We start from the raw sequence: 21144 nt of genomic DNA on the forward strand, positions 1-21144 counted from the left end.
CCTAGTCAGGTCAGCCGGGTCATCTCCACGGACACGTACATCTCGGAGCCTCCGGAGCCGGTGTAGATGCCCTTGAGCGGGGCGACGTCCGCGTAGTCGCGCCCGAAGCCGACCTCGACGTGCGATCCGCGGGGCTCCGCCTGGCTCGTGGGGTCGAACCCGAGCCACTCGCCGTCGTAGAACTGGATCCAGGCGTGCGACTCCCCCACCATGGCCTCGCCGATCTCCGGCTCGGCGCGCTGCACGACGTATCCGGACACGTAGCGGGCGGGGATGCCGATGGCGCGCAGGCCGCCCAGGGTCAGGTGGGCCAGATCCTGGCAGACGCCGGCCCCGTGCTCCCACACCTCGGCGGCCGTGGTGTGCACCTGGGTGACGCCCGGCAGGTAGCCCACGCGCTCGCGGAGGCGTCGCGTGAGCTCGCCGACGGCGTCCGCCGGCGTGTCTGCGGCCCGGCGGACCTGCTCGGCGAGGCGGGCGACGTCGCGGTGCGGCCGCACGTAGCCCGTGAGCGTGAGGAGTTCGACGTAGCGGTCGCGCAGGGCCGCGTCGGCGAGCCCGTCCCAGCCCAGCGGCTCGGCCGCCCGCGACACGTCGTGGATGTCGACGGTGGAGGTGGCCACCACGTTGAGGTCGGCGTGCGCCTCGTGGATCTCGAAGGCCACCACCGAGGTCCCCCAGTAGTCGCGGTAGGCGTGCGTCCACGCCACCGGGGTGATGTCCAGCTTCGAGGACAGGACGAGCTGCCGCCTGCTGGTCAGCGGCGTCATGCGCGCCTCGTTGAACGAGTCGGTCGCCCCACCCTCGTACCGGTAGCCGGTGGTGTGCACGATGCGGTACTGGCTCACGGCCGGGTCCTTCCGCTGCTGGTCACCAGGCACCGCCCACCCAGGCGGCGGCCGCCGAGCCCTCGAAGTAGCGCGCGGAGACGGCCTGCGTCGTCTCGGAGCAGACCACCTGCAGCCGCGCCATCTGCTCCGGCAGATCCAGGAGGATCTCCTCGGCCGGCAGGAACTCGAGCGTGGCGCGGGCCGCGCCGAGGAGCCGGGTGGCGGGGTCGTCGGGGCGGATCCGCTGGTTCACCGGTCCCAGCTGCGACAGCGCGTCCACCGCGGTGTTCAGCGTGTAGATCAGCGACCGGGGGAACAGCCGGTCGAGGATGAGGAATTCGGCGGCGTCCCGATCCGACGCGATCGCGCCGTAGCGCTGGACGAACGCGTGGTGCGCGCCGCAGCCGCTGAGCACGTGGTCCCAGGCGCGCGGCGAGTTGCCGGCCAGCGAGGCGGTGGCCAGGAGGCGGGAGGTCATGTCGATGCGTTCGATGCTGCGCCCCAGCGTGAGGAACAGCCAGCCCTCGTCGTGGCTCATCGTGGAATCGGCGAGGCCCGCGATGACGGCGCAGCGCTCCCGGACCAGCTTGAACATCGACGCCGGGCGCATGCGCTGCAGCCGGCCGCCGCGCATCGCGAGCCACGTGGTGTTGATCGACTCCCACACCTCCGTCGACACCGTCTCGCGGGCCCGGCGGGCGGACTCGCGGGCGCTGCCGAGGGCTGCCAGGAAGCTGACCGGCGACTTCTCGTCGTAGCACAGCTCCTGCAGCACGTCCGGCTCGTCGCTGTCGGGCTCGCGCCCCATGAGCAGCAGCAGGTCCCGGGCGGCCTGGGCGGGGTAGGCGCCGGGGTCGTCGAGCCGCTGGTGCAGGTGGACCTCGACGATGCGGCAGGTGTCCTCGGCGCGCTCCAGGTAGCGGCCGATCCAGAACAGGGAGTCGGCGATGCGGCTCAGCACGGCGCCTCCTCCCCTGCCGGCTCCTGTTGTTGCTGCTGCTCGTGCTGGTGCCGGATGACGCGGCTCAGCATCTGCTCCGACAGCGGCACCGACGAGGGTCGCGGCGGCGGGGCGGCGGCGACGGGTGCGATCACCGGAGGGCGACCGGCCGGCACCCATGTGTCCTTCGAGCCGCCGCCCTGCGATGAGTTGACGATGAGCTCACCCTCGGGCAGGGCCACCCGGGTGAGCCCGCCGGGGAGGACGAAGATGTTGTCGTTGCCGGAGTTGACGATGAAGGGCCTGAGGTCCACGTGCCGGGGCCTCAGTTCGCCGTCGATCATGGTCGGCACGGTGGAGAGCTGGACGACGGGCTGCGCGATCCAGCCGCGGGCGTCGCGCAGGATCTGGCGCTTGAGGCGCTCCAGCTCCTCCGGGGTGGCGCGCGGGCCGATGACGATGCCCTTGCCGCCCGACCCGTCGACGGGTTTGACGACGAGCTCGTCCAGGCGGTCCAGGACCTCCTCGCGTGCCTCGGGTTCCTCGAGCCGCCACGTGTCGACGCTGGCGAGGATCGGCTCCTCGCCCAGGTAGAACCGGATGAGGTCCGGCAGGTAGGTGTAGACGAGCTTGTCGTCGGCGACCCCGTTGCCGACGGCGTTGGCGATGGTGACGGTGCCGGCGCGGGCCGCGTTGAGCAGGCCGGCGCAGCCGATGAGCGAGTCGGCGCGGAACACGGCCGGGTCCAGGAACTCGTCGTCGATGCGGCGGTAGATGACGTGGACCGGCCGGAGCCCGCGCGTCGTGCGCAGCGACACGTGGCCGGCGTGCGCGACCAGGTCGCGGCCCTCGACCAGTTCGACGCCCATCATGCGGGCGAGCATCGCGTGTTCGAAGTACGCCGAGTTGTACACGCCCGGGGTCAGCACGACCACCGTCGGGTCCGCCACGCCGGACGGCGCGGCGGCGCGCAGCGCCTTGAGCAGTTCCGACGGGTAGTCCTCCACCGGGCGGATGCGGTGCTGGGCCGCGATCTCCGGCAGCGCGGCGTTGACCGCGCGGCGGTTCGTCATGACGTAGGACACCCCGGACGGGCTGCGGACGTTGTCCTCGAGGACCCGGAAGACGCCGTCGTGGCCGCGCACCAGGTCGATCCCCGCGATGTGCACCCGGACGCCGTTGGGGGTTGTCACGCCCCACATGGCCCGGTGGAAGTGCGGCGACGACGCGACCACGTGCCGGGGGATGACGCCCTCGGTGAAGCAGCGCCCCTCGGTGTAGACGTCGTCGAGGAAGGCATCCATGGCGCGGACCCGCTGCTTGCTGCCTGCCTCGACGTGCGCGAACTCGTCGGCGGGCAGGATGCGGGGCACGATGTCGAGGGGGAACGGCCGTTCCTCGCCGCCGATGTCGAACGTGACGCCCTGGTCGATGTAGGTGGTGCGCAGGTAGTCGGCCCGGGAGCGCAGCTCGTCGAGCCCCAACCGTTCGAGCCCCTGGACCACTGACGTCGCGGACGCCCGCACGCCCTCCGGCCCGACCATCTCGTCGAAGGCCTCCCCCGGCGGGTAGTGGTCGAACAGTGCGCTCATGCGTCACAGGGTATGCGGTCGGGCCGATCGTCTACATCCGCGACCGTGGATCCGCCCGTAGGCTGGGGTCGTGAAGTACCACGAGGGCCAGGCGGCGGCCTACGGCGATCTGGTCAGGGCGCTCCGCCGGGCAGACCTCGGGGAGGAGCTCGGGGTGCGCCACTAGACTGACGCCATGACCAACGAGACCCGCACCGCCTGGGCCTGGGGCCTGGCCACCGTCCACACCACCGGCGCCGTCCTCGACGCGTGGTACCCGGAGCCGCGGCTGGGCTCGGGGGTGACCGACGACCCGCCGTCGTTGCTGGCCGAGGCGCAGCACGTGGACGAGATCCGGCAGGTCGAGACGAAGGCCGTGCGGGTGGAGATCGCGCTCGACGAGCCGCCGGCCACCGTGGAGGACGCCTACCTGCGGCTGCACCTGCTGAGCGCGCGGCTGGTCGCGCCGCACGGGCTGAACCTCACGGGCATCTTCGGCGTGCTGCCGAACAACGCGTGGACGACGCGCGGACCCGTCCGGATCGGTGACGTCAACCGGGTCCGCATGCTGCTGCGCGCCCGCGGCGAGCAGTTGACCGTCTACGGCATCGACAAGTTCCCGCGCATGGTGGACTACGTCACCCCGGCCGGCGTGCGGATCGCGGACGCGGACCGCGTGCGGCTCGGCGCGCACCTCGCGGACGGCACCACCGTCATGCATGAGGGCTTCGTGAACTTCAACGCCGGCACGCTCGGCACGTCCATGGTCGAGGGCCGCATCTCCGCCGGGGTCGTGGTGGCCGACGGCACCGACGTGGGCGGCGGCGCGTCCATCATGGGCACCCTCTCGGGCGGCGGCCAGGAGATCATCCGTCTGGGCGAACGCTGCCTGCTGGGCGCAAACTCCGGCGTCGGCATCTCGCTCGGGCACGACTGCGTCGTGGAGGCGGGCCTGTACGTCACCGCCGGCACCAAGGTCACGCTGCCCGATGGCAACGTCGTCAAAGCCCGCGAGCTGTCGGGTCAGGACGACCTGCTGTTCTTGCGCGACTCCGTCACCGGCGCGGTCATGGCTCGCAACCGGCGCGGGTCGAAGGTGTCGCTCAACTCCGAGCTCCACGCCAACTGATGCGCCGGTCTGTGATCGCGGCGCTGGTCGCGGTCGCGGTCATCGCCGCTCTGGCGGTCGTGGGGGTCCGGGTCTACCGCTACGTCTACGAGCGCGTCACGCCCGAGCGCTGCACCGTGCTGATGGACGACGGCGTGACCACCCTCTCCCCGGAGCAGGCGCGCAACGCGTCGATCATCGTCGCGGCCTCCGTCGAGGCGGGGCTCCCCGGGCAGGCGGCGGTGATCGCGCTGGCGACGGCCTATCAGGAGTCGGACCTGCGCAACCTTGACTACGGCGACCGGGACTCGCTGGGGCTGTTCCAGCAGCGCCCCTCCTACGGGTGGGGCACCGAGGAGCAGATCCTCGACCCCTGGTACGCGTCGGCCCGGTTCTACGAGGAGCTCGTGAAGTTCGACGGCTGGGAGACCGGCGACGTCAACGATGTGGCGCAGCAGGTGCAGCGCAGCGGGCACCCCGAGGCCTACCGGCAGCACGAGGAGAAGGCGCTCGCCGTGGCGGCCGCGCTGAGCGGCGCCCGCAAGGAGGCCCTGGGCTGCCTCGGCTTCGAGGCCGCGGCCGCGGACCCCGGCCAGTTCGAGCGGCAGCTCGCCGCGCTGGAGGGCGTCGAGTTCTCCCTCGGCGACGGCGTCGCCACCGTCACCGCGTCGGATCCGGCGGCGCTGTGGGCGGCCACGCACATGGTGATCGCCAACAGCTACGCCGGCGGCGTCACGTCGGCCGTCGTCGGCGACCGGGAGTGGTCGGCCGACGACGCGGCGTGGGGCCCGGCCGAGCGGGCCGCCGCGCCCGGCACGGCCGAGTTCACCCTCGGCTGACCCGCGTCAGTCGCGCCAGGTCCGCCACAGGTCGGCGTACTGGCCGTTGCGCTCCAGCAGTTCGTGGTGCGAGCCCAGCTCCACGATGCGTCCGCCCTCGACCACCGCGATCCGGTCAGCGTCGTGCGCCGTGTGCAGCCGGTGGGCGATGGCCACCACGGCACGGCCGTCCAGGAGTGCCGCCATCGACCCCTCGAGGTGCCGGGCCGACGAGGGGTCGATGAGCGACGTGGCCTCGTCGAGCACCAGCGTGTGGGGGTCGGCGATGATGAGCCGGGCCAGCGCCACCTGCTGCGCCTGTGCCGGCGTCAGGGTCGCCTTCCCGTGGCCGAGCTCGGCGTCCAAGCCTCCGGGCAGCCGCGACACCCAGCCCCACGCGTCGACCGCGCGCAGCGCCTGCACCACCTCGTCGTCGGACGCGGTGGTCTCCCGCGCCAGCACCACGTTGTCGCGGACCGTGCCGACGAACACGTGGTGCTCCTGGGTGACGAGCGCCACCTCGGTGCGCAGCCGGTCCAGCGGCAGGTCCATGACGTCGACGCCACCCACGGTCACCTCCCGATCCGGGGCCGGTTGATCCCGGCCACGAGCCGCCCGAGCGTCGACTTACCGGACCCCGAGGGCCCCACGATCGCGAGCCGCTCCCCCGGGCGCAGGTCCAGGTCGACCCCGTGGAGGACGTCGACGCCCTCCCGGTAGCCGAAGCGCAGGTCGCTGCCGGTCAGCTTGACGCCGTCGGGCTCCGCCTCTCCGGGCGTCCGGTCGTCGTCGAGCTGCGCGACGCCGATGAGCCGTGCCGTGGACACGATGCCCAGCTGCAGGTGGTCCAGGACCGCGATGACGCGGTCCAGCGGGCCCTGCAGCTGCGAGACGTACAGCGCCGCCGTCGTGATCTGTCCGATCGTGACCCACCCCTGGGCGTGGCCCCACGTGCCGAGCAGGACGACGCCCACGAGCGGCAGCTGGAACGACGAGTCGACCATGGCGAAGAGCATGTTGCGCAGCGTCATGGTGTAGCGCTCCGCCTGTCCGGACACCTCGGTGTCCTCGTCGATCTGGGCGATCCTCCCCTCGCCCAGGCCCAGCGCCTCGATCGTGCGCGCGCCCTCCACCGTCTCCGTGGTGGTGGAGTTGATGACGGAGTAGGACCGCGACTCGGTGATGTAGCCGGCCGTGGCGCGCGACAGGTAGTAGCGGCCGCCCAGCCACATCACGAGGCCCGTCCCGATCATCGGCAGCACCAGCAGCCAGGAGTTGACGGCCATGGCGATGAGCGTCGCGCCGATCAGCACGATGGACACGATGAGGTTGGGGAACGCCCAGCGCGCGGCGGTGGCCATCTTGCCCACGTCGGAGGTGATCCGCGTCAAGAGATCCCCAGACCCGGACGATTCCACGTGACCGAGCGGCAGCCGCAGCACGATGCGGACGACTTCCTCCCGGGCAGCGGCCAGCAGGTCGTAGCCCAGGACCGCGGAGGCGCGCCGCGCCGCGAATGTCAGGACCGCCTGCGCGAGGATCACACCGGCGATGACCGCGACGAGCGTCGAGACCCCGGACGGTCCAACCAGCCCCGCAGTGACGCGGTCGATGAGGCGCCCCAACAGGAACGGCGCCACCAGGCCGGCCCCCGCCGCCGCCACGTTGAGCAGCACGGCCAAAGCCAGCGCGCGGCGCCGCCCGCCGAGCAGGCGGCGCAGGAAACCCAGCGCCTGCGTCGACGACGCCACGGGGAACCCGGTCCGCGGCGCGCGGGCGTCGTCGTAGACGGCCAGCGCCGTGGCCGTGCGGATGTGGTGCCGCCGGACGAGGGCGGCCAGTCGATCCCGCAGCCCCACGCCCCGCGGGACCTCCAGCCCGTCGGGGAGCCGCGGGGTCGCGGGCCCGTCGCGCCACGTGGCGGGGGACGTCGTCCCCAGCAGTGAGTCGCTCATGTCAGTGCTCCATGCCGCGGGTGATGACGCGGCGGTAGTCGGGATGGTCGTGCAGCTCGTCGTGGGTGCCGCGGGCCACCTCGCGGCCGTCCACCAGGAGCGAGATGTCGTCGCAGTGGCGCAGCAGCAGTGGGGATGCGGTCACGACGACCGTGGTGCGGCCGCGGCGGTGCCCCGCGAGCCGGACGGCGATCCTGGCCTCGGTGTGGGCGTCGACCGCGGAGGTGGGCTCGACGAGCACGAGGACGTCGGGGTCCAGTACCAGGGCGCGCGCCAGCACCAGCCGTTGACGCTGGCCGCCGGAGAGCCCTCGGCCCTTCTCGTCGATGCGCCCCTGCCACCCGCCGGGGAGAGACTCGTAGATGTCCTCCGCGGCGGCCGCCAGGAGGGCACGTTCCGCCTGCTCGCGGCTGTGGGTCCCCCACGGATCGACGGCCGTCTGCAGGGTTCCCGAGAACAGCGACGCCCCGGTGTGGGACACCACGACACGCCGCCTGAGATCGGCCACGTCGAGGCTCGCGTAGTCGACGCCGTCGGCCGTGACGCCCCATGGTCTGGCCGCCAGTTCGGCGTCCTCCGCCGCGCGACGGGCGCGGGCGGCGATCCGCTCCCGCCGGGCGAGCCGGCGCGCACGCCCGGTCAACTCCTCCTCATCGGGCGCTTCCGGCGCGCCATCGGGCAGGTAGCGGCCGAGCCGGTCGGCGAGCGCCGCGGTGGCGTCGGGGTCAGCGGACACCACGCCCAGCATCCGTCCGGGCTGGACGGTGACGCCGGAGACCTCGTCATGCAGCACCGGGTCCGGACCGAGCGGTGCACCCGACGGCGCCCACGGCACCTCGGAGCCCAGGAAGGCCAGCGTCTTCTGCGCGGCCACGAGGCCTTGGACCCACTTCTGCGCGAAGTCGAAGAACGTCTGCATGGGTGAGGTCAGGAACACGGCGTAGCCGAAGAAGCTGATCAACTCCCCGACGCTGAGGTCGCCGTCGAGCAGGCTGAGGGATCCGAGGTGGACCAGCGCCACGAGCAGCAGGCCGGACAGCAGGATGCTCGTGGCCTCGACGACGGCCTGCCAGGTCCCGAGCCGCACGCCCAGCGCGCGGACCTTCTGGGACTGGCGCTCGTAGTTGCGCGCGAACGTGCGCTCCCCTCCGATGCCGCGCAGGATGCGCAGCCCCGTCGCGATGTCGCTCGCCAACGAGGTCAGCGACGAACTCTCGGTCCGTTCCGCCGACTGCGCCCGGGTCAGCGGGCGCAGCACCGGCGTCGAGGCGAGCAGCAGCACGGGGGTGGCGACGAGCACCAGGGCGCCCAGCGACGGCGAAGTGCTGAGCATGAGCGCCGACGCCAGCACGAAGCTCACCGCGGCGGCGATGACGTGGCCGAAGGACTCGATGGTGGCGCCGAACTGGTCGCTGTCGGACGACGAGACGCTCAGCACCTCGCCGGTGGGGACCCGCCGGTTCAGGACGTGGCCCAGGTGCACGGCGTGCCGCGAGACCCGCCGCTGGATGCCGTAGATCCCGAGCAGCCACATCCGCACCGCGAACGTGTGGAAGAGGATGCCTCCCGTGACGCCCACGGCGATCACGGCCAGCAGGAGCGCGAGCCAGCCGAGGGTCGCGGTGGCGTCACCGCGCGCGACTCCGGCGTCGATCGCGCGTCCCAGCAGCCAGGGCGTGAGCGCGGCGGGGATGAGCCACGACGACGCGGCCAGCGTCATGGCGGGCACGACCCAGCCGTAGGACCGGATGAGCCAGAAGAGGAATCGGCTGGGCGAGCGGACGTCGGGGCGCGCGTCGAGCGGGATCGCGGGCGGGAAGTCGTATCGCCCGCGGGGCGTTGCATGCATGGGAGAGGTCCTGACGGACGGCGTCGCGACGACGCGAGGTGGTGTGAGGTGTGGGACGCGGGGCGTCACGGGTGGGGCGTGGAAGCCCCGGCGCGGCTCAGGTCAGCGGGCGACGAACGCGCGCGGACGACCGAGGACGGCAGTGTTGCTCAACATCTGCGTGCACCTCCTCCGTGTCGACGACACGGCAACACTAAGGACCTCTCCCGGGCCCTGTCAACACCGGATGGTCGTCAGGGCGCCTCGAGTTCGGTGGCCGGTGGGTCAACCGTCACTGTGGCGCCGTCGAACGCCACCCGCGACAGCCACATCTTGCGCCCCTCGAGCGAATCGCCCACGTACCCGGGCTTCCAGGCGTGATACACCATCCACCACTGCCCGCCCTTGAGGAACAGCTGGCAGTGCCCCGGCCCGGCCGCGACCTCGTTGGTGGACAGCACCGGCTCCGGGTCCTTGACGAAGGGCCCGAGGGCCGAGTCGGCGACCGCATGCCCGACGGCGTAGCGGTCGGATCCATAGTCGTTGGCGGAATAGAACATGTGGTAGACGCCGTCGACCTTGACCACGGCCGGGCCTTCGACGAGGTGCCCCTCCCAGTGCAGGTCCTGCTTGAACAGCTGGGTGACCTCACCCTCCACGGCCATGCCGTCAGGGCTGAGCCGGGCCACCTTGAGGTGCGTGTCGACGCCGATCGCGTTGCCGTCGTTCTTCCAGTAGAGGTAGGCGGTGCCGTCGTCGTCGATGAACGGCGAGGCGTCGATGGACCCGCCCTCCTCGATCTCGCAGATCAGCGGCTCACCGGAGTCGTCCACGTAGGGCCCGGCCAGGGTGTCGGACGTGGCGACGCTGACGCACTGCCACGCGGGGTCCGGCGCCTTCGTCGTGTAGTAGAGCCGGTATCCGCCGTCTGGCCATTCGATGATCTCCGGTGCCCACACCTTGCCCGAGGACGACCACGGCGCCACGCTCGGCAGCGCGTCGACACCCTGTCTCCACTCGATGAGGTTGTCGCTGTGGATGGTCTGGACGTTCATGCCGTTGCCGTTGGTGGCGATGGCGAGGTAGCCGTCGCCGTCGGGCAGGACCTGCGGGTCGGGGAAGTCGAGCGGGTAGACGGGGTTGGTGGGCTCAGGCACGGCGGTCTCTCCTTGGCTGGGCGGGGCCGACGGGGCGGGCGCGCCGCACGCGGCGAGCGCGACCGCCCCGAGGGCGATGAGGAACGGGCGCCACATCACTTGATCCCCGAGGACGCGACGCCTTCGATGATGTAGCGCTGGACGAAGACGTAGAGGAGCAGGACGGGCACGGCCGCGACCGTGGCACCGGCCATGATGACCGGGTAGTCGATCGTGTAGGCGCCCTGGAGCCGGGACAGCCCGATGGGGATGGTCAGCATCTCGGTGGAGAACATGACGTACAGCGGCCACACGAAGTCGTTCCAGTTGGCGAGGAACGAGATGACCAGCAACGTCACCACGGCCGCCCTCGCGTTGGGCAGGACGATGCTGACGAAGATCCGCCACGGTCCCGCGCCGTCGATCCGGGCCGACTCCTCCAGCTCCACGGGCAGGCCGAGGAAGAACTGGCGCATGAAGAAGACGCCGAAGGCGCCGGCGGCGCCGGGCACGATGAGCGCGAGGTAGGAGTCGAGCCAGGCCAGCCTCGACATCATCTCGAAGTTGGGCATCAGGAAGATGAAGCCCGGCACGAAGAGCGTCGAGATGATGACGCCGAAGATGACGCCACGGCCCGGGAACGTCAGACGGGCCAGGGCATAACCGGCCATGGAGCAGACGATGGCCACCAGCACGGCGTGGCCGGCTGCGGCGAGCATCGAGTTGAGGAACCACCGCAGCACGGGGGTGGTGGAGTCCGCGGCGAAGAGCACCTCGTAGGCGCGCGTCGTCCATTCCTGGGGCAGGAACGTCGGGGGCACCGTCTGCGACTCCACCCGGGTCTTGAACGACGTGAGGATCATCATCGCCACGGGCCCGACGAACACGAGGGAGAGGAGGACCAGCGCCAGCCAGAACAGCGGGTTGCGGTTGCGTCGGGAGGATGTCATCGCGCGTTCTCCTTCGCGGCCAGGCGCCTCTGGCGCTTCAGTGCCCGCGCCTCGCGGGCCGCATCCCGATCCCGCATCAGCCAGAAGTTGAGCACCGACACCATGGCCAGGGCGAGCGCGAGCATGTAGCTCATCGCGGCGGCCTGCCCGGCGCGGTTCTGGCCGAAGCCGACGCCCGTGATGACCATGATGGCCGTCATGGTCGACTCGGTCGGCCCGCCCTGCGTGATCATGTAGGACTGGCCGAACATGTTGGCGCTTGCGAGGATCGTCGTGACGAGGATGAAGATGAGCACCGGCCGCAGACCGGGCAGCGTCACATGGATGAAGCGCTGCCACGGGCCGGCGCCGTCGAGCGCTGCGGCCTCGTAGAGGTAGCCGGGGATGTCACCCAGGCCGACCATGTAGATGATGGCGTTGAAGCCCATCGTCCACCAGACGGTGACGCCAACCAGGGCGATCCAGGCCCACGGCTGATCGGTGGTCCACTGGATGTCGAGCCCGAACAGGGCGTTGACCAGGCCGAAGTTTCCGTCGAGCAGGTAGCGCCACATCACGCCGATGACGGCCACGCCGAGGACGTAGGGCAGGAAGTAGACGGCCCGGAAGAAGGTGCGCCCCGGGAACACCGTGTTGAGCAGCAGGGCGAGCCCAAGCGGCACGGCGACGAGGAACGGGACGCTGGCCACCGTGAAGATCGCCGTGTTGGACATGCCCCGCCAGAAGGGCTGGTACTGCACCGACGCCGGGTCGAAGAGGTCGGTGTAGTTCAGCAGCCCAACGAAGGGGCGACCCTCGAACGTGAAGTCCCAGTCGTGCAGGGACATCCAGAACCCGTACAGGGCCGGAAGGAGCACAAACATGGCGAACAGGATCAGATAGGGGGCCAGGAAGAGGTAGGCGATCAGCGGCGACCCGCCGGGGCTACCCCGGCCCCGGCGGGTCGTGCTGGTCATCATCAGGCGTACTTCTTCGCGTTCGCCTCGAGGATCTTGTTCGCGCGGTCAGCGGCTGCGTTGAGCGTGGTCGCGACGTCCTTCATCCCGAGGGTGATCTCGTTGACGGCCTTCTCGAACTCGAGCATCGCGTCACCGATGCCGGCGACGGCGGGCGGGAACCGCAGGTCGTCGATCTGCTTGGCGAGCTCGGCCTGGTGCGTGAGCTCCTGGAACTCCTCGGACTCGCGCACCGAGTTGCGGGCCGGGATCTGACCGCCCTTGGCCCACTCCAGCGACTGCTGCGAGATCCAGTTGAGGAACACCCGCGACGCCTGCCCCTTGTTCTCGTCGGGCGACTTCTGCGTCGGGAGGACGAACTGGTGCGATCCGGCCCACGCAGCCTTTTCGCCGCCGATGTTCGGCAGCGTCGTGACGCCCCACTGCAGGTCCTTCTTCTCCGCCAAGGTGTTGATGGACCAGATGCCGTTCCAGTTGAACGCAGTCTGCCCGTTCTGGAGGGCGATGAAGTCGGCGTCCTGGCCGACCTTGGGGTTGGAGTAGCCGTCCTTGATGAGGTTCTGCCACCAGGTGAGCGCCTTGACGCCGCCCTCGTCGCCCCATGCCGCCTGCGTGGCGTCATCGTTGAACAGGCTGCCGCCGAACTGGTAGACCAGGGACTGGCAGGTGAGCCCGCCCGTGAAGTTGAACGGCGAGGCCCAGTGGCCCTGGATGCCCTTCGACTTCAGGGCGTCCAGCGCGGCCATGTACGAGTCGTGGTCCATGGGCGGGTTCTCGGGGTCCAGGCCCGCGCTCTCCATGACGGTCTTGTTGTAGAAGAAGCCCAGCGGATGCACGTCCAGCGGGATGGCGTAGCGCACGTCCTTGTACAGGCCGGCCTGCCACGGCACGGGGGCGAAGTCGCCCTCTGTCAGTTCCAAGGCGGTGGCGACGTCGTCGAGGGGCTGGATGACCTTGCGGGCCGCGTTGGTGGCCACCGAGTCGACGTGCATGACCGCGACATCGGGGCCGTTGCCCGACTGCACCGCCGTGGGCAGCTTCGTGTAGTAGTCGCCCCACTGCATGGTCTGGACCGTGACGGCGATGTTCTCGTGCTCCGCCTGGAATTGGTCCACGAGCTGCTTCATGTAGGCGCCGTCGCCGCCGGTGAAGCCGTTCCAGAAGGCCAGCGTCACCGCCGGACCGTCGTAGCCGGCGGCCCCGCCGTCGCCAGTTGCGGACGCCGCACCGGTGGGGGTGACGGCGCTCTGGCCGCATGCGGCCAGGCCGGCGGTCGCGCCGACGGCAATGCCGGCACCGAGCAGTCCACGTCGACTGATCAGATTCATGAGGGTTCCTTTCGGGTGGTCAGGCTGGCCGGACGGACAGCCGGATGCAGTGCCACGACACTGCGGGGAGGGTGAGGGTCAGGGTGGAGCCGTCGAGGGCACTGCGGCCGGGCTTCGGGCCCACCCGCTCGTCGCCCGCGACATTGGTGAGGGAGGGATCGTCCTCGTGCACCATGAGGTGTTCCACGATCTCCACGTTGCCGAGGGGCGCCAGGTCCACCGAGGTGGTCAGGTCGTCACGTTCGGATCGGTTGACGCAGAAGATGGCGAGGTCACCGTTGGCGTCATCGAGCGTGGCGGTGCCCCAGATCTGGTCGACGGGCCCGAAAGCGGCGGTGTCGATCGTGGGGGAGGCGATCCGCAGGTCGAGGACGTCGCCCCGGGCGTAGCGGCTGGTCAGTGCGAAGGGATGGAAGATGGTCTGCCGCCACGCGGGTCCGTCAGGCTCGGTGCGGATTGGCGCGATGATGTTGACGAGCTGGGCCTGGCACGCCATCGCGACACGGTCGGTGTGCCGCATGAGGGTGATGAGCAGGGATCCGACGACGACGGCATCGGCGACGTCGTACACGTCCTGGATGAGCGGCGGCGCCTCCTGCACCTGGATGGCGTTCTCGCCGTCGAACCGCTCCTGGAACCAGACGTTCCACTCGTCGAACGAGATGGTGACCAACTTGTCGACCTTGCGCGCCGCCGCCACTGCGTCGGCGGTAGCCGCCACCGAGGTGATGAAGCGGTCCATGTCCTCGGCGCAGGCGAGGTACGAGGTCGTGTCGCCGCCGATCGGTTCGTAGTAGGCGTGGGCGGAGATGTGGTCGACGACGTGGATCGAGCGTTCCAGGACCTCGCGTTCCCAGGCGCCGAACGTGGGCATCAGCCGGTTGGAGGAGCCGCAGGCGACCAGCTCCAGGGAGTCGTCGAAGCGGCGGAACGCGTTGCCGACCTCCTCGGCCACCCGGCCGTACTCCGCGGCCGTCATGTGGCCCATCTGCCACGGCCCGTCCATCTCGTTGCCGAGGCACCAGACCTTGACCCCCCAGGGCTCCTCGCGTCCGTTGGCCGCGCGCTGGTCCGCCAACGTGGTGCCGCTGCCGTTGACGTAGTCGAGGTACTCCACAGCGTCCTCCAGCCCGCGCGTGCCGAGGTTGACCGCGAGCATGGGCTCGATGCCCTGCCTCTCGCACCAGGCGAGGAAGTCGTCGGTGCCCACCTGGTTGGTCTCGATGGACCGCCAGGCGAGGTCCAGCCGGCGTGGGCGCTGCTCTTTGGGGCCCACCCCGTCCTCCCACTTGTAGTTCGAGACGAAGTTGCCGCCGGGGTAACGCACGATGGTCGCCCCCAGTTCGCGCACGAGCTCGGCGACGTCCCCGCGGAATCCGTGGGCGTCGGCCGTTGCGTGGCCGGGCTCGTAGATGCCGGTATAGACGCACCGGCCCATGTGCTCCACGAACGTGCCGAAGAGGCGCCGGTTGAGTGGTCCGACGCGGTATGAAGGATGGATCGTGATCTGGGACTCGGCCATTGAGCACCTTTACAACGGGAGTAATTGCGTGTGGCACGAGTCTGCACCACGGCTCGCCGTGGAGGCAATACCCAGAAGGTCACGATTTTGCAACGGTGGAATGTTCCGCTGGGGACGGCAACCGGATAGCCTGCTGGCATGGCAGTGCGGTTGCGGGATGTCGCAGAGCGGGCCGGCGTGTCCCTCAAGACCGTGTCGAACGTCGTCAACGGGACCGTCAACGTGCGCGAGGCCACGCGGGAGAAGGTGCAGCGGGCCATCGACGACCTGGGCTACCGCCCCAACCTCGCCGCGCGCAACCTCAAGTACGGCCGGGGCGGCTTCCTCGCCCTCGCCGTCCCGGAGCTCGCGATCCCCTACTTCTCCGAACTGGCAGCGAAGTTCGACGCCGCGGCCGCGGACCTGGGCTTCATGATGCTGCTCGACATCACGCGCGCAGACCCAGCCGTTGAACGGGTCGTGTTAAGCGGGGTAGAGACCCACATGATCGACGGCGTGGTGTTCTCCCCCATGAGCCTGGACGTCGGCGACATCCAGCGCAGCCTCCGCGCGGACGTTCCCACGGTGTTCCTGGGTGAGCGCGCGATCCCCCCAGGAGTCGACCACGTCGCGGTCGACTCCGTCGCCGCGGCGCGCTCCATGACACAGCACCTCATCGACATCGGCCGCGAGCGCATCGCGACCATCGGGCGAGGGCGCGGCGTCAGCACCGGATCCGTGCGCCAGCAGGGCTATCAGGTGGCGATGGAAGCGGCCGGCATGCCCGTCGAGCCCGACTACCTGCGCGCCACCGACGAGTACTCGCGCGAGGCCGGCCGCGCTGCCATGCACGACCTGCTGCGGCTACCCGTGCCTCCCGACGCGGTGTTCTGCTTCAACGACGTGATGGCCATCGGCGCGTTGCGGGCCTGCGCGGAGGCGGGTGCGCGCGTCCCCGAGGACGTGGCCGTGGCCGGGTTCGACGACATCGCCGAGAGCCGCTACAGCACGCCCACGCTCACGACGATCACCCCGGACATGGATCTCCTGGTGAGCCACGTGTTGCGGCTGCTCACCAGGCGTATCGACGGCTACACCGGTCCGGGCGAGCGGGTGCATGTGCCGTGGACGCTGACCGTTCGCGAGTCGACGAGGGGGCGACGCGTCAGGCGGTGAGCCGTGCTGCGGCCGCGGCGATCCGCTCGTCGGTGGCCGTGAGCGCCACCCTGACGTGCCGGGCCGCCGCGGCGCCGTAGAAGTCGCCCGGGGCGGCCAGGATCCCGCGTTCCGCGAGCCATTCCACGCTCGCCCGGCAGTCCTCGTCGCGGGTCACCCACAGGTACAGCGACCCCTCCGAGTGCTCGATCCGGAAACCGGCCGCCCGCAACGCGGGAGCGAGGAGGGCCCGCCGGGCGAGGTAGCGCTCGCGCTGCTCCTCCACGTGCCGCTGATCCCCCAGCATCGCGACCATGGCCGCCTGGATGGGGGCGGGGACGATCATGCCGAGGTGCTTGCGGGCCGCGACGAGCCGCTGGACCACGTCGGGATCGCCGGCGACGAAGCCGGCCCGGTATCCGGCGGCGTTGGACCGCTTGGACAGCGAGCCGACCGCAAGCAGCCCGGTGACGTCGCCGTCGTTGACCCGCGGGTCCAGCACCGAGAAGGGCTCGGCCTCCCAGGCGAACTCCCCGTAGCACTCGTCACTGGCCAGGACGGCGCCGCGGTCGCGGGCGGCGGCCACGAAGGCGCGCATCTCGTCGAGGCCGAGGATGCGACCCGTCGGGTTGGCCGGCGAGTTGATCCAGATGAGCCGGGCGTCCTCGGGAATGCGCGCAGGGTCGTCCAGTGGCACGGGGCGCGCCCCCGAGGTCAGCGCGCCGACCTCGTAGGTGGGATACGCGCACTCGGGGAAGACGACGGCGTCGTCGGCGCGGAGGTCCAGCAGCGTCGGCAGCCAGGCGACCAGTTCCTTGGTCCCGATCACGGGCAGGACGCCCTCGTCGGGCAGCGGCAGCGCCGACCAGCGCCGGGCGAGGTAGTCGAGGACCGCGCGCCGCGTGGCCGGGGCCCCCCACACCGTCGGGTAGCCGTGGGCGTCCGACGCCGCGGCGAGCGCCTCGCGCGCCAGATCCGGCGTGGGGTCCACGGGCGTGCCGACCGAGAGGTCGACCAGGCCATCAGGGTGGGCGGACGCGAGCGCCTTCGCGGCGCTCAGCGTGTCCCAAGGGAAGTCAGGCAGGCGGGCGCCGAGGCCCATCACTCGGCCTGCGGCGGCAGCGCCTCGACGATGGGGTGGTCCTTGTCGATCACGCCGAGCTTCGCGGCGCCACCGGGCGAGCCGAGATCGTCGAAGAACTGGACGTTGACGTCGTAGAACTGTGCCTGGTCCTCGGGCAGGTCATCCTCGTAGTAGATGGCCTCGACGGGGCAGACCGGCTCGCAGGCGCCGCAGTCCACGCACTCCTCGGGGTGGATGTAGAGCATGCGATTGCCCTCGTAGATGCAGTCGACCGGGCACTCCTCGACGCAGGCGCGGTCCTTCACATCGACACACGGCAAACCGATGATGTACGTCACAATTCACTCCTTCAGGCGCGGACGGGCTTAGCTTAGCGCGCTGGCCAGCGGTGAAACCGCCGACCATTCCGCCCGTGGCGATCAGGACTGCGGCTCGGCGCAGGTGATCTTGTCGCCGGCGTTGTACTTCCAGCGGTAGTTCTCGCGCTTGACCACGTCCGAGCCCTGGTAGAACAGGCGCTGCCAGGTGACGGTGAAGCCCTGGATCGGCGCCTGGGGCTCGCAGTTCTCGTCAGTGACGACCCGCTCCTCGCCGTTGTAGAAGTCCGACTTCCTGAGCTCGGTCGACTCCACCTTGGTGTAGGTGCGCTGGGACCAGATCTTGAACGTGATGGTGCCGCGCTTGCCTGGCGCCGACTTCGAGATGTAGCCCTGGATGATCGCGGGGTACTCGGTGTCGTTGCGGAAGCGCATGTCGAGCGCGCCGTAGTAGATCGTGGCCTCACGGCCGGCCGGGTAGCGGTCGAAGTACAGGCTGTGCGGCTTGTGCTCGATGTCCTCGTAGCCGGCGAAGAACGCCGCGTTGTACAGCGTCGTGGCCGCCTGCGAGATACCGCCGCCGGACTCCTTCACCAGCCGACCCTGGTTGATGACGTAGCCGTCGACGTAGCCGTTGGCGACGGTGCGGGGGCCGAGGGTGTCGTTGAGCGAGAAGATCTCACCGGGCATCAGCACGGTGCCGTTGACGGAGGAGGCGGCGCGCCCCAGGTTGGTGTTGCGGTAGGCGGCGTGCGGGAAGTTCGTGCTGAACTCGCCGATGACCTCCTTCGGCAACACGGCTTGCGCCTCTGCGGTCGTGAATTCCGGTTCCTTCGTCGTGACGCTCAAGGGGACCGTGCGGCCCTCCCCCTCCGCGACGGCGGCCGTCCGGACGGCTTCCGTGAAGGGCTCGGGCTCCAGGACCTCGCCGGCGACGGCGGGCACGACGGCGGGCGTTCCGCCGGTGAAGCTGAATGAGGCGTCCTTCGGGGCGTTCAGGCCGAGGGCGCGCTGCGCCTCGACCGTGGACTCCATCGCGAGCAGGGCCTCGCCGTCGATCGCGGGCACCAGCGCCCCGCCCTCGACGGTGAAGGTGGTGACCTCGGCGATGGCGGCCGGCGCGATCTGCATGGAGCCGGTGGTGTGGGTCAGCGTGATCGGCCCGGAGAGGATGGGCTCGGCGTACTCGGCGACGGCGGCATCGACCATGGCGTCGGTGATGGCCGGCTCCTCCGTCGTCACGGCCGCCTCGGCGCTCTCCGCACCACCCGTGTACGCCGCGCTGACGGCGGCGACGGTCTCGTCGACCAGCAGCGCGACGCCCTGGACAGCCTCGGTGCGGACGATCCGGCCCTCCTCGAAGGCCAGCGAGCCGTCGGTCGCCTCGACCGTGAAGTCGTCGGTGAGTCCCTCGACCGCCTCGCGCAGCGCCGCCTCGTCGACGGTGCGCACGAGGGGGACGTCCTCGCCGCCGGTGAGCGTGGTGACGATGTCGACGGGGTTCCAGCTGAACCCGCCGCCCGCGCTGCGGACGGTGTCGTCGAAGTCGACGCCCAGGCCGCTGGTGGCGGGGTCCAGGGTCGCGGACAGGTCCGCCGCGGTGACGGGGAAAGGCCGTTCGGTCTGATCGGCGAACTCTGCCTGGAGGGTGGCCACGGCCTCGGCCGGGGACTGGCCGCCGATCGCGACCCCCTCGACGCTCGCCTTGGCGGGGACCTGGTTGCCGGCGACGAAGTACGACGCGACGTACACCCCGCCCAGGAGGACCACGGCACCCACACCGGAACCGATCGCGATCTTCGACGCCTTCTTCACATTCACCCCTCAGCGACCCCACGGCCACACGCCCGGCTCCCCATGGTACGCACCCGTGAGGGCAAGGCCGAATCCGACGGTCAGCGCACGCGCAGCTGCCAGGGCAGGCTGAGCACGCCGTCGCTGCGGAGACCGGCGCGGCGCGCGAGGTCGCTCAGCAGCCCCTCGGCGTCGGGCAGTCCCGCCGTCCCCGCGGCGGCCTCGCTCGAGGTGGCGGGCTTGATGAGCGCCAGAATGCCGGAGTCGCCGACGTGGACGACCTTCGCCCGCTTCCGGTCGACGTCGGCCAGCGCGCACGCCCGCTCGACCGCGAGGGTGCGGCCGCCGACGTGGTCGACGAGGCCGCGCTCCTTGGCGTCCGCGCCCGTCCAGACGCGCCCGCGGGCCAGCTGCTCCAGGTGCTCGTAGTCCATCCCCCGGTCCTGGGCGGCGAGCGTCGTGAAGTCGCGGTAGACGCGGTCGAGCCAGGTGTTGAGCCGCTCCCACTCGTCGTCGCTGAACGGCGAGGCGTCGGACATCAGCGACGCCCCAGCCCCGAACGGCAGGGTCTCGCGGATCAGCCCCAGCTTGTCGTAGAGGCCCTGCGTGACGACCTTGCCGCCGAGCACGCCGATCGAGCCGGTGAGGGTGGCCGCGTGCGCGACGATCTCGTCGGCACCCATGGACACGTAGTACCCGCCGGAGGCCGCGACGGCACCCATGCGCGCCACGACCGGCTTGCCCGCCTCGCGGAGCCGGGACACGGACCGGTGGATGAAGTCAGAGGCGACGGCGGACCCTCCCGGGGAGTCGACGTCGAACACCACGGCCTTGATGTCGTCGTCGCGCAGCGCGGCCCGCAGGTGTTCGTCGACGACGTCCGCGCCGGCCTGCTCCCCGCCCAGCGGACTGCGCTGGCCGCGCCCGGTGACGATGGCACCGCGGAGCGTGACCAGTCCGATCTTCGGCTGCCCGGGCCGCAGTCTCTTCGCCAGCGCGGCCTTCGAGGTGTAGCGGTGCGCGAAGAGCAGCTGCTCCGGACGCGCTCCCCACGCGTCGAGCGCGGCGGCGTAGGCCTCGTCGCGGTAGCCGACGTGGTCGATGAGCCCCAGCTCGAGCGCCCGTTCGGGAGCCACCGGGGCGGAGTTCACGCCCTCCCACACCTGCTCGGCGGGGATCCCCCTACGGCGGGCGATATCGCCCACGAGGGCGTCGACGAGGGACTGGCCGATCCGCTGCATCATCTCGCGGTTGGCGTCGGTCACATGGTCGGCGGCGTAGGTGTCGGCGGCGGTCTTGTACTCGTGGCGCTGACCGAACTGCGGCTCCAGGCCCACCTTCGTGAGCATCCCCTTGAGCAGGGTGATGCTGAGCTCGACCCCGCCGATGCTGAGCATGCCGGTGGGCTGCACCCAGATGTCGCGGGTCGCCGTGGCGAGGCGGTAGGCCGCGAGGCCGCCCACCAGCTCGCCGAAGGACTCCGCCCACGCCATCGTCGGCTTCTTCTCGTCGAACGCCTCGACGATGCCGGCCAGCTCCTCGACGTGGGCGAGCTGCAGCTGGGACGGCACCGAGTGGACGACGAGTCCGAGCACCCGGGGATCGTCGGCGGCCGCGGCCAGGTGGTCGCGGAGCGCGGCCATGCTGGCGCTGTTGATCAGCTGCAGCGCCTGCGCGGGCGTCGTGGGCTTGGCGACCAGCACCCCCCTGGCCACGTCGAGCTCCAGCACGACGGGTTTGTCACCGACGATCGTCCCCAGCACGTCCTTGATGCTCATGACCCCCAGCTTACGGACACGGCAAGTCCGGCTGTCAGCGCCCGGGCATGCGCGACGGCGGCGCCCCGTACCGGGTGCGCCGCCGTCGGATGCGG

General features: G+C 70.7%; 16 protein-coding genes and 1 pseudogene. 3 read left to right on the plus strand and 14 right to left on the minus strand.

What is annotated here, in order from left to right:
* Window positions 1-5: 5 nt before the first annotated feature.
* From ACFQPD_RS12060 to ACFQPD_RS12070, 3 genes are read right to left on the minus strand one after another with little or no spacing between them, the layout of a single operon-like run.
* Entirely contained in the window at window positions 6-848 is an 843-nt protein-coding gene (locus ACFQPD_RS12060; protein ID WP_068750678.1) for a transglutaminase family protein, read from the minus strand.
* A 22-nt stretch (window positions 849-870) separates the two neighbouring features.
* Entirely contained in the window at window positions 871-1791 is a 921-nt protein-coding gene (locus ACFQPD_RS12065) for an alpha-E domain-containing protein (RefSeq protein WP_068750676.1), read from the minus strand.
* Window positions 1785-3362: a circularly permuted type 2 ATP-grasp protein gene (locus tag ACFQPD_RS12070; protein WP_385900936.1), complete on the minus strand. Its 1578-nt coding sequence runs from the start codon at window positions 3360-3362 to the stop codon at window positions 1785-1787. The genes ACFQPD_RS12065 and ACFQPD_RS12070 overlap by 7 nt, the downstream gene beginning before the upstream one ends.
* Before the next feature lie 175 nt (window positions 3363-3537).
* Between ACFQPD_RS12070 and dapD the strand changes: the two genes are divergently transcribed.
* On the plus strand, window positions 3538-4470 hold the full coding sequence (gene dapD, locus ACFQPD_RS12075; protein WP_385900937.1) for a 2,3,4,5-tetrahydropyridine-2,6-dicarboxylate N-succinyltransferase: 933 nt from the start codon (window positions 3538-3540) through the stop codon (window positions 4468-4470).
* Window positions 4470-5288 (plus strand): hypothetical protein, encoded by an 819-nt coding sequence (locus ACFQPD_RS12080; RefSeq protein WP_385900938.1) that lies wholly within the window; start codon window positions 4470-4472, stop codon window positions 5286-5288. The genes dapD and ACFQPD_RS12080 overlap by 1 nt, the downstream gene beginning before the upstream one ends.
* 6 nt (window positions 5289-5294) lie before the next feature.
* Here ACFQPD_RS12080 and ACFQPD_RS12085 read toward each other — a convergent pair.
* The 7 genes and pseudogenes from ACFQPD_RS12085 to ACFQPD_RS12115 all read right to left on the minus strand — a co-directional run bounded on the left by ACFQPD_RS12085 (window position 5295) and on the right by ACFQPD_RS12115 (window position 14942).
* Window positions 5295-7222 (minus strand): annotated as a pseudogene (locus ACFQPD_RS12085) (ABC transporter ATP-binding protein).
* 1 nt (window position 7223) lies between these two features.
* Window positions 7224-9071, minus strand: coding sequence for an ABC transporter transmembrane domain-containing protein (locus tag ACFQPD_RS12090; protein ID WP_385900940.1), 1848 nt, complete (start codon window positions 9069-9071; stop codon window positions 7224-7226).
* A 233-nt stretch (window positions 9072-9304) separates the two neighbouring features.
* A complete protein-coding gene (locus tag ACFQPD_RS12095; protein ID WP_385900942.1) occupies window positions 9305-10303 on the minus strand; it encodes a glycoside hydrolase family 43 protein in 999 nt (332 codons plus the stop codon).
* Window positions 10303-11136, minus strand: coding sequence for a carbohydrate ABC transporter permease (locus ACFQPD_RS12100; RefSeq protein ID WP_068750668.1), 834 nt, complete (start codon window positions 11134-11136; stop codon window positions 10303-10305). Before ACFQPD_RS12100 ends, ACFQPD_RS12095 begins: the two co-directional genes overlap by 1 nt.
* Complete coding sequence (locus ACFQPD_RS12105) at window positions 11133-12095, minus strand: carbohydrate ABC transporter permease (protein ID WP_068750666.1); 963 nt, start codon at window positions 12093-12095, stop codon at window positions 11133-11135. Before ACFQPD_RS12105 ends, ACFQPD_RS12100 begins: the two co-directional genes overlap by 4 nt.
* Complete coding sequence (locus tag ACFQPD_RS12110; protein WP_068750664.1) at window positions 12095-13420, minus strand: ABC transporter substrate-binding protein; 1326 nt, start codon at window positions 13418-13420, stop codon at window positions 12095-12097. The genes ACFQPD_RS12105 and ACFQPD_RS12110 overlap by 1 nt, the downstream gene beginning before the upstream one ends.
* A gap of 19 nt (window positions 13421-13439) precedes the next feature.
* Complete coding sequence (locus tag ACFQPD_RS12115) at window positions 13440-14942, minus strand: alpha-N-arabinofuranosidase (RefSeq protein WP_385900944.1); 1503 nt, start codon at window positions 14940-14942, stop codon at window positions 13440-13442.
* A gap of 138 nt (window positions 14943-15080) precedes the next feature.
* Here ACFQPD_RS12115 and ACFQPD_RS12120 point away from each other — a divergent pair, with 138 nt between their 5' ends.
* The gene (locus ACFQPD_RS12120; protein WP_068750660.1) at window positions 15081-16097 is read left to right on the plus strand and encodes a LacI family DNA-binding transcriptional regulator; all 1017 of its coding nucleotides are present in this window, start codon (window positions 15081-15083) and stop codon (window positions 16095-16097) included.
* Here ACFQPD_RS12120 and dapC read toward each other — a convergent pair.
* The 4 genes from dapC to sppA form a co-directional block, all read right to left on the minus strand.
* Entirely contained in the window at window positions 16087-17178 is a 1092-nt protein-coding gene (dapC, locus tag ACFQPD_RS12125; protein ID WP_385900946.1) for a succinyldiaminopimelate transaminase, read from the minus strand. The genes ACFQPD_RS12120 and dapC overlap by 11 nt on opposite strands.
* The gene (gene fdxA / locus ACFQPD_RS12130; RefSeq protein WP_385900948.1) at window positions 17178-17498 is read right to left on the minus strand and encodes a ferredoxin; all 321 of its coding nucleotides are present in this window, start codon (window positions 17496-17498) and stop codon (window positions 17178-17180) included. The genes dapC and fdxA overlap by 1 nt, the downstream gene beginning before the upstream one ends.
* An 81-nt stretch (window positions 17499-17579) precedes the next feature.
* Window positions 17580-19292 carry a VanW family protein gene (locus tag ACFQPD_RS12135; protein WP_385900950.1) on the minus strand — a complete coding sequence of 571 codons (1713 nt, stop codon included), beginning with the start codon at window positions 19290-19292 and terminating at the stop codon, window positions 17580-17582.
* A gap of 80 nt (window positions 19293-19372) precedes the next feature.
* Window positions 19373-21049, minus strand: a complete 1677-nt coding sequence (gene sppA / locus ACFQPD_RS12140) for a signal peptide peptidase SppA (RefSeq protein ID WP_385900951.1) — start codon at window positions 21047-21049, stop codon at window positions 19373-19375.
* Between the last annotated feature and the right edge of the window lie 95 nt (window positions 21050-21144).

Source organism: Tessaracoccus sp. O5.2, assembly GCF_964266725.1.
Lineage (GTDB): Bacteria > Actinomycetota > Actinomycetes > Propionibacteriales > Propionibacteriaceae > Arachnia > Arachnia lapidicapta.